Here is a 224-nt window from a genome sequence, read left to right as displayed (position 1 = left end):
GGTCTGCGGCCGGTGGTGCCGGGTGTGGTCGGCGAGCTGTACATCGCCGGCGACGGTCTGGCGCGCGGCTACCTCAAGCGTCCTGGGATGACGGCCGAGCGGTTCGTTGCCGACGCGTACGGCCCGGTCGGCTCGCGGATGTACCGCACGGGTGACCTGGTGCGGCAGTCGGCCGGTGGTGAGCTCGACTACCTCGGCCGGGTCGACCACCAGGTGAAGATCCG

General features: G+C 71.4%; 1 protein-coding gene. It reads left to right on the top strand.

Annotation, left to right across the window (positions count from 1 at the left end):
- Nucleotides 1-224, top strand: a 224-nt coding sequence (locus VM95_RS38355) for an AMP-binding protein (RefSeq protein WP_157882321.1), incomplete at both ends; no start/stop codon positions are given.

The sequence above is a fragment of the Streptomyces rubellomurinus genome (genome assembly GCF_000961885.1).
GTDB classification, from domain to species: Bacteria; Actinomycetota; Actinomycetes; order Streptomycetales; family Streptomycetaceae; genus Kitasatospora; species Kitasatospora rubellomurina.
The sequence above is the reverse complement of the archived record's forward strand: the minus strand, read 5'-3'. Positions and strand labels throughout refer to the sequence as shown.